We start from the raw sequence: 7,653 nt of genomic DNA on the forward strand, positions 1-7,653 counted from the left end.
AAAACTAGCCATAACAGGTGCTTATAAACTTTAAGGCGACTCATATTAATATTTGCTGTAAAATATCCCTATACATGATCCACTAAAATTTTTATACGGAGGAAATATAAATCATGAAGCTAAAAACTTTCACTCCCGCTGATGTAGCAGGCAAAAAGGTATTAATGCGCGTTGATTTCAACGTACCCTTCAAAAATGGCAAAGTAACTGACGACGCACGTATTAGAGCACACGCCAGCACACTTAAAAAATTACTCGACGCAGGCGCAAAGGTCGCTTTAATTTCTCACTTCGGACGGCCAAAAGGTAAAGTAGATCCGGCATTCTCGCTTTCACAAATCGTACCCGACATCGAGAAAGCATATAATCTCAAAGTCGTATTTGTTGATGATTGCGTAGGCCCTAAAGTCGCAGAAGCAGTAAACGCACTCAAACCAGGCGAAATAGTAGTACTCGAAAATTCGCGTTTCCACCCGGAAGAACAGAAAAACGATCCCGAGTTCAGCAAAAAAATGGCAGAAGGCTTTGACGTTTTCGTAATGGACGCATTCAGCGCGAGCCACCGTGCAGACTGTTCTACAAGCGGCGTTATCCCGTTCGTTAAAGCAGCTTTTGCAGGTGATTTACTCGAACGTGAGGGAGAAATGCTCGGCGCAGTCAGTGAGAATCCCGCAAAACCCTATGTCTTAATTCTCGGAGGCGCAAAGGTCTCTGACAAAATCGACATCGTAGGCAACTTATTAGACAAGGCTACTACAATTTTAATCGGCGGCGGCATGGCTTATACGTTCTTGAAGGCTCAGGGAAAAGAAATCGGCAAATCTTTATGTGATGATGAGAGACTCGATTTTGCAAAAGATACCCTCAAGAAAGCCGCTGATATGGGAGTAAAAATTTTGTTGCCCGTTGACAGTGTCGCAGCCTCTGCAATTGACGCAGCTGATACAGAAATAGTGTCAAGCGATTCAATGCCAGCTGATAAAATGGGACTCGATATCGGCCCTGAGACAGTCAAAAATTTCGTCGCAGCTCTCGAAGGCGCAAAATCAATTTTATGGAACGGCCCAATGGGAGTATTCGAGGACGCAAAATTTGCAGAAGGCACGAAAAAATTAGCTGAAGCAGTAGCAGATATGACCCAGAAACACGGCACTGTAACAGTTATCGGCGGAGGAGACACAGCAAGCGCAGTAAGACAGTTCGGAGTCGCTGACAAAGTCTCTCACGTCTCAACAGGCGGCGGCGCAAGTCTCGAATATTGCGAAGGTAAAAAATTACCCGGCATGGAACCATTTAGAATTTAGGAGAGTGTAATTATGAGCAAGAAAATTTATTTATACGGCAACTGGAAAATGAACAACAACTACGCCGAGACAGAAAAATTTTTTGAGGAATTTCCGGCAGTCTATGAGCCATACAAGAATGACTCAAATCTCGAAGTAGGAATCTTTGCGCCCTTCACATCATTATGGCCGCTCTATCAGGGTGCGAAAAAATGCGGTATCGTTCACGGTGCACAAAACGTCTATTACGAGCCTAAGGGAGCATTTACCGGCGAAATTTCTATTCCCATGCTCAAAGAATACGGCGTAACCCATATAATAATCGGTCATAGCGAAAGAAGACACATTTTCGGCGAGTCCGATGAGTTAATCGCGAAAAAAGTTAAAGCAGTTCTCGACGCAGGAATGACTCCGGTTTTGTGCTACGGTGAGACACTCGAAGAACGCGAGTCCGGCAATACCTTCACTGTGATGGAGCGTCAATTAAAGAGTGCAATGAAAGATTTATCCCCCGATGAAGTCAAGAAAATTATTTACGCTTATGAACCAGTCTGGGCAATCGGCACGGGAAAATCAGCAACCAGCGATCAGGCTCAGGAAGTATGCGAGTGGAGCCGCAAATTAATCGGTGATGACAGCGTTGTAATTCTCTATGGCGGCAGCGTCAAAGGGTCAAACGCTAAAGAGTTGCTCTCAATGAAGGACATCGACGGCGCTTTAGTCGGCGGTGCATCATTAAAGCCTGCTTCATTCCTTGAGATTTACGGAGCTTACAAAGGATAATTTTCACGCTCTCTGATTCGTATTATAATCAGGGGGCATTTTTTATCGCAAGAAATAAGGGAGGTTACTAACAAATGAAGTTAAGAAAAATTTTTTGCGCGGCAGTTCTTGTAATTGCAGTATTTACCACTTCTGCACTTGCTGCACCTCAGGACGCATTAAGCCTCAAGAGTAACGATTCTGTTTATGTTGCTATGGGATTGAGCGACGCAGGAAATTTCGCACGCTGGCTGTTATCGCAGGAAAATATTGACGCTTTTATGCCGTTGATTCTCGCTTCTGAGTCATCAAATGAGATAATCGGCTATCTTGAAGTCATACGCTCAATTACAGCACATATGCCGTTAGAATCCGTTGCTCTCGTTGCAGGAGTAAACAAGGGAGATATTGACGAGCCATTTATGCAGATGGCCTTCACTGTAGCACCGGAATTAAATTCTATCGTCAGCAAAATCAAAGACGGAAGCGCGCAGGACTCAGACTTTGCTAAATTATTTCTCGGTACAAACAGCCCTATGCTTACATTTGCCGAGACCATGATAAAGACTGAACGCGGCGAGGACGGAGTCTATACTATTGACAACGTGATTAAATTCAAGGCTGAGGGCGATTTATTAGTGCTTGCTTTGTCAGATAGTGATTTGAAATCGGCTTTGAACGCTCTTGATGTTGAGGGCGCGAGATTATTTCACAATGTCGGACGCAAATTTGACACTGAAGATTTTATTTTCACGCACTTAGATTTTGACACGATAAAGACATTTGACGATGATAAAGACTTGCAGAAAATTGCTTCAATGTTCAAAGCTCCGTTAAATGCAGAGTTAGGCTTCCAGAGAGTCCCCGACAGATTCACAGCTTCATTCACGTTTAATTTACGTGAGGCATTAATTAAAGCGGTCGCAGATAAACTTAATAACATGACATTGACTCCGGTTAAGGGCAGTTATATAAATCTCGACACAGCAGGCGGGAGTTCATCACCGATAATCGCACTCGGAGGAATATTCAACGCTGCAAGACTCTACGACAACGACGACGCGAAAAAAGCTATACAGAATCTCGCAAAACTTATTCAGAGCGTACTGGGTATCACTGAAGAAGAATTACTCAGCCTCATAAACGGCCCATTTTCTATTATAGTCAATGACAGCATAAATCTTGACAGCTTCAAGATTCCCGCGCTTTATATGTCATTCACCGGCCAAGAGGGAGCAGCCGCAAAGATATTCGAGAAATTATCAGCTTCTAAATTTTTCTCACGCATTCAAGAAAAGATCTTACAGCTTGACTCTTCAATCAGCCCCGTATCTTTCTTAGTTGTGAATAATGAAGGTTCTATAAATTTCAATTTCGCAGACTTAACGAGCCTCAACGACAAGCCCCAGCCTTCAGAAAAATTTGCAGAATTAATCAGCAAAACGGGAATCTCTGCATTATGGATCGATTTCGAAGGGATTCAAAAGTGGATAGCTGACAATAACGTAATTGCAATTCTTTCACCTATGGCGAAAATGTTCGGTTACGGGAAAATCGCCGAGGATGCAGCAACGATTTTAAGCGCGAAATTTTCTGTTCCCTCATTTGCTATCTGGGGCGAATCTGATGAAATAGTACACTTTATATTCAACATTGCTGATGTTGCGCCGGAAGATGGAATCTTAGTAAGAATCGTCAAAATCTGCAAAGATTACATGCCGAAAACAGCTCCGGCACCAGCAACAGAACCTGACACGGGAACGCCTGCAAAATAAATTTATAGGCAAAAGTTGTAATAGAATATCGAAATTTCACCCCTGACTCGAAAATAACAGGGTCGGGGGGTATTTTTTGCGAAAGGAGCATGAAATTTACACAAAATGAGCATTCAACCAATACGAGAATTTTTTGACGCAAATATTGACACGCACTCTCTAGAAAATTCCGGGCAGTCAAGACTCTCGGATAATGCTGTCTGGCTTCTGGAACAGCGATATTTTGTGCATAGATTCGACCCTGAAATTAACGCGGTCAGGCAGGAAAAAAATTTTGAGGAGTTCGCACGCAGAGTAGCTCGCACAGTAGCAAGTGCTGAAGTAAATTACTCTGACTCTGTCGAATGGTTAATCACTCTTGAGAAAAATATAGCCAGCGACATATTAAACCGCCGGTTCTTGTTTAATTCGCCGTGTTTGTTCAGTGCAGCAGCGGGACTTACTATTATTCCGGAAATGGCCGAGATAATTTATAAATCGCCTGACCTGATGACTTACGAAGACTATCGCAAAATTTATGAATCCCGAACAAAGAATCAGCAGTTATTTGCGTGCTTCGTTATAAGTGTTCCCGACAGTATCGAAGGAATATTTGAATCCGTCAAGAATGCCAGCATTATAAGCAAGTTCGGCGGAGGAGTCGGCGGTAATTTCGGACATTTGCGCGAACACAGTTCAGAAATTGCAGGAGGTACAGGCGGTAAAGCGTCGGGGCCGGTCTCATTCATGGAAACATGGAACACTATGGGCGCGGTTGTCGTTCAGGGCGGAAAAAGGCGCGCTGCTTTAATGGGTATGCTGTTTGACGATCACCCCGATATTTATGATTTTATCGACTGCAAGACCGAAGACGGCAAATTGTCATACTTCAATATTTCTGTTGCTGTTTCTGATAAATTAATGAAGGCTGCTGACAAGGACGAAAATTTTGACCTGCATTCAAGAGTCGACGGTTCAACAGTAAAAACTATTAAAGCGCGTGATTTGCTTGATCACATTTGCGAGTCAGCATGGAAACGGGGCGATCCGGGAATATTCTTTATTGACCGTGCAAGACAGGATAATTTATTGAAGCTCGGCGGTGCAGAATGGGAAATCGAAGCTACTAACCCATGCGGTGAACAGCCTTTACCGAATTTCACGAGCTGTAATTTAGGATCAATCAACGTCGAAAAATTTGTAAATGACAACAAAGAATTTGATTACTCGCGTTTTTCTGCGCAAGTGTTCAGGTCGATTTATTATCTTGATCTCGTTATTGACGCTTGCTCTTATCCATTAGAGAAAATCGGCGAGAGGACGAAATCAATACGCCCTGTAGGACTTGGCATAATGGGACTTGCGGACGCTTCTATCATGCAGAATATAATTTACGGTTCTGACGAGTTTAATATTTTCTGTGAAAAACTTTCCGGCGTTCTTGCGCGTTCGGCACTGCTGGCGACTATTAAAATTGTTGATGACGCTAAAAAATTCCCCTTCCCTGAACATGATTTAGTTAGCAAATTATTTGAGGGATTCAGCGTTCCTGAGTCGCACGAAGATTTTGACTCAATGTTACATGTTATGCGTGCAGATAAAAAGATTCCTGCGACGTTAATAAATACTCTGGCCGGCTTTGAATTTAATGATGATACAAAATTTGTGCTGAAAAATTTATTTGCCGGAAATCTGCGCAACAGCAGGAGACTCTCAATAGCTCCGACAGGATCAATTTCTATGCTGCTTGACACGAGCTCAGGAATAGAACCTAATTTTGCGTGGTCATGGAATCGCAGAATAATGAAGACCGACGGCACAGGCTTTGAAGATGTAGACTTCTGGCACAAATTATTAACTCCCGAACAACGCAGCGAATATAGAGCTACAGGCGGAAGACTCGCGAATCCTGCCTACGTTACAGCATATGACATAACGACTCAGCAGCATGTTACAGTAACGGGAATCTTTGCGCAGGTTGTCGACAGCGGCATAAGCAAAACTGTAAATCTTCCGAATTCCGCAACAATCGAAGACGTGAAACAAGTTTACAGAGAGTGCTACAAATTAGGCTGCAAGGGAATAACTATTTATCGCGACGGTTCGAGATCTTATCAGCCCATAGAGGTCAAGAAAGAAGAGAAATCACCCGCCCCAGAGCCTAAATACAAGAAAGTTAAAGAACGTCCCGGACTCGTTGTCTACGGCAAAACAATAAAGGACAAAACGCCGTGGGGCAGCATTTACGTAACAATGAATTTCGACGGCAAAGACCCATTTGAAATTTTTGTGAATGTCGGCAAGAGCGGCTCAGAGTTAAAGGCTATGACAGAGGCATTATCGCGTGTAATTTCTATTGGGCTGCGTTCGGGCTGCAGTCTTGAAGATTTTATTGACACGTTGAAAGGTTTATCAGGCAAAGAATTTTGGATGCTTGAATTTGATGACAATTATGCTGTGCGTTCTATACCTGACGCTATAGCATTGCTGCTCGAAAAATTAATAGATAGAGAAATTACTAACGCGCGATTAAGCGATAAATCAATGATTTGTCCCGACTGCGGGGCACCGTTAGAGAGAATATCAGGCTGTGAATACTGCTTCAGCTGCGGCTACAGTCCTTGCAAATAAATTTTTTCCCCCGGTTGATAGGCCGAGGGAATTTTTTTAGCTCACACGTTCAAACATTCCCGCAAATATTTAATAGAGCTTTCACGAAGAATATTTAATTTCTCGTTTACTTCATGATAATTAATTTCGTCGGGTCTGGAATTTGATTCGGATTTATACGCGTGATTAGCGAGATTTAAGCTGTCTAATATGCTTTGAATCCGGCTGAAACTCTCATATTCGCGCGTAAAGGAATAAAATTTTTTCCCGAAGTTAATAGCAAATACAGTGCCGTGAAATGAATTAGTGAGTACAAAATCAGCGTGATCGAATAAATACAAGAATTCTTCAATACCTGCCACATAATTTTGCAAAAATGCTTCTGCTCCGTTATATATGTCAATAACCGGCAAATCTCCGGCGGCTTGCTTTATTGCGCGTTCGTACTCTTGCGTTCTCCTGCCGAGAAAATATGTAAGAACATAACGATCCGGCAAATTTATATCTGGTTTGCATTCAATTTCGCGCCACTGTGAAGCATTTAATAAAAGTGTCGGGTCTAACACAAGTTTTGCGTCTTTATTGATTAGCTGCTTGATTAAATTAACGCCCTCTTGTTCACGGCAAGATAACTTGTCAAAACCTTCAAGCCCTTTTTTGTGAAGATTTATATCAGGCTCATAAAATTGAGTAAATCCGAAACTGGGTGCGTAACAGACTCTTTTTTCGCGCGACATAAATTCAAGATAGTAACATTCTGCTTGCTCTATTGTGTGCAGCCAAATTCTCCAGACTTGATCACTGCCGGTTACTGCAAATTTATATTTATCCCATTGCGATTTATTGATATTTTGCATTTCATCATATGAGACAAAAATTTTACGCTTTATATATTTATCGCAAAACGCATTTAATTTTTTAGTGAAGGCTGAAGATTTACTTTCGCGTGTGAGCTGCTTATCAAGATATTTTCTGATTCCGGCAAGTGCGAGCATTCTCTTGATTAGAGTCTTTACTGACTTCTTAAATGATGTTGCAGCTTCTAATAAATAATTTCTGGGGGGCCGTGATTCATATGGGCATAAATTATCAACTTCAAAGCCTAATGATTCTATCGTTCTTGCTAATGAATAACGCTGAAGAATATTCCCGTAATTATTGCCGTATAATGAGACAAGTAAAATTTTATTTTCCGAAAAATTCAGACAATGATTGTTACTGTGCTGTGCTGTGCTGTGCTGTGC

Annotated in this window: 5 protein-coding genes; 4 read left to right on the top strand and 1 reads right to left on the bottom strand. The window is 42.1% G+C overall.

The genetic code is table 11. The features are described 5' to 3' along the window. Window positions 1-113: 113 nt before the first annotated feature. The 4 genes from IJT21_01585 (at window position 114) to IJT21_01600 (ending at window position 6,430) form a co-directional block, all read left to right on the top strand. Window positions 114-1,304, top strand: a complete 1,191-nt coding sequence (locus IJT21_01585; protein ID MBQ7576939.1) for a phosphoglycerate kinase — start codon at window positions 114-116, stop codon at window positions 1,302-1,304. A gap of 12 nt (window positions 1,305-1,316) precedes the next feature. Continuing rightward, on the top strand, window positions 1,317-2,066 hold the full coding sequence (locus IJT21_01590; GenBank protein ID MBQ7576940.1) for a triose-phosphate isomerase: 750 nt from the start codon (window positions 1,317-1,319) through the stop codon (window positions 2,064-2,066). 74 nt (window positions 2,067-2,140) lie between these two features. Then, window positions 2,141-3,820 carry a hypothetical protein gene (locus IJT21_01595; GenBank protein MBQ7576941.1) on the top strand — a complete coding sequence of 560 codons (1,680 nt, stop codon included), beginning with the start codon at window positions 2,141-2,143 and terminating at the stop codon, window positions 3,818-3,820. Window positions 3,821-3,925: 105 nt separating this feature from the next. Further along, window positions 3,926-6,430, top strand: a complete 2,505-nt coding sequence (locus tag IJT21_01600) for an adenosylcobalamin-dependent ribonucleoside-diphosphate reductase (protein ID MBQ7576942.1) — start codon at window positions 3,926-3,928, stop codon at window positions 6,428-6,430. Between the two features lie 41 nt (window positions 6,431-6,471). On the opposite strand, the gene IJT21_01605 is transcribed toward IJT21_01600, so the two are convergent. Beyond that, window positions 6,472-7,653: polysaccharide pyruvyl transferase family protein (locus tag IJT21_01605; GenBank protein MBQ7576943.1), on the bottom strand; the 1,182-nt coding region annotated here is incomplete at its 5' end.

The sequence above is a fragment of the Synergistaceae bacterium genome, assembly GCA_017443945.1.
Taxonomy (GTDB): Bacteria; Synergistota; Synergistia; order Synergistales; family Aminobacteriaceae; genus JAFUXM01.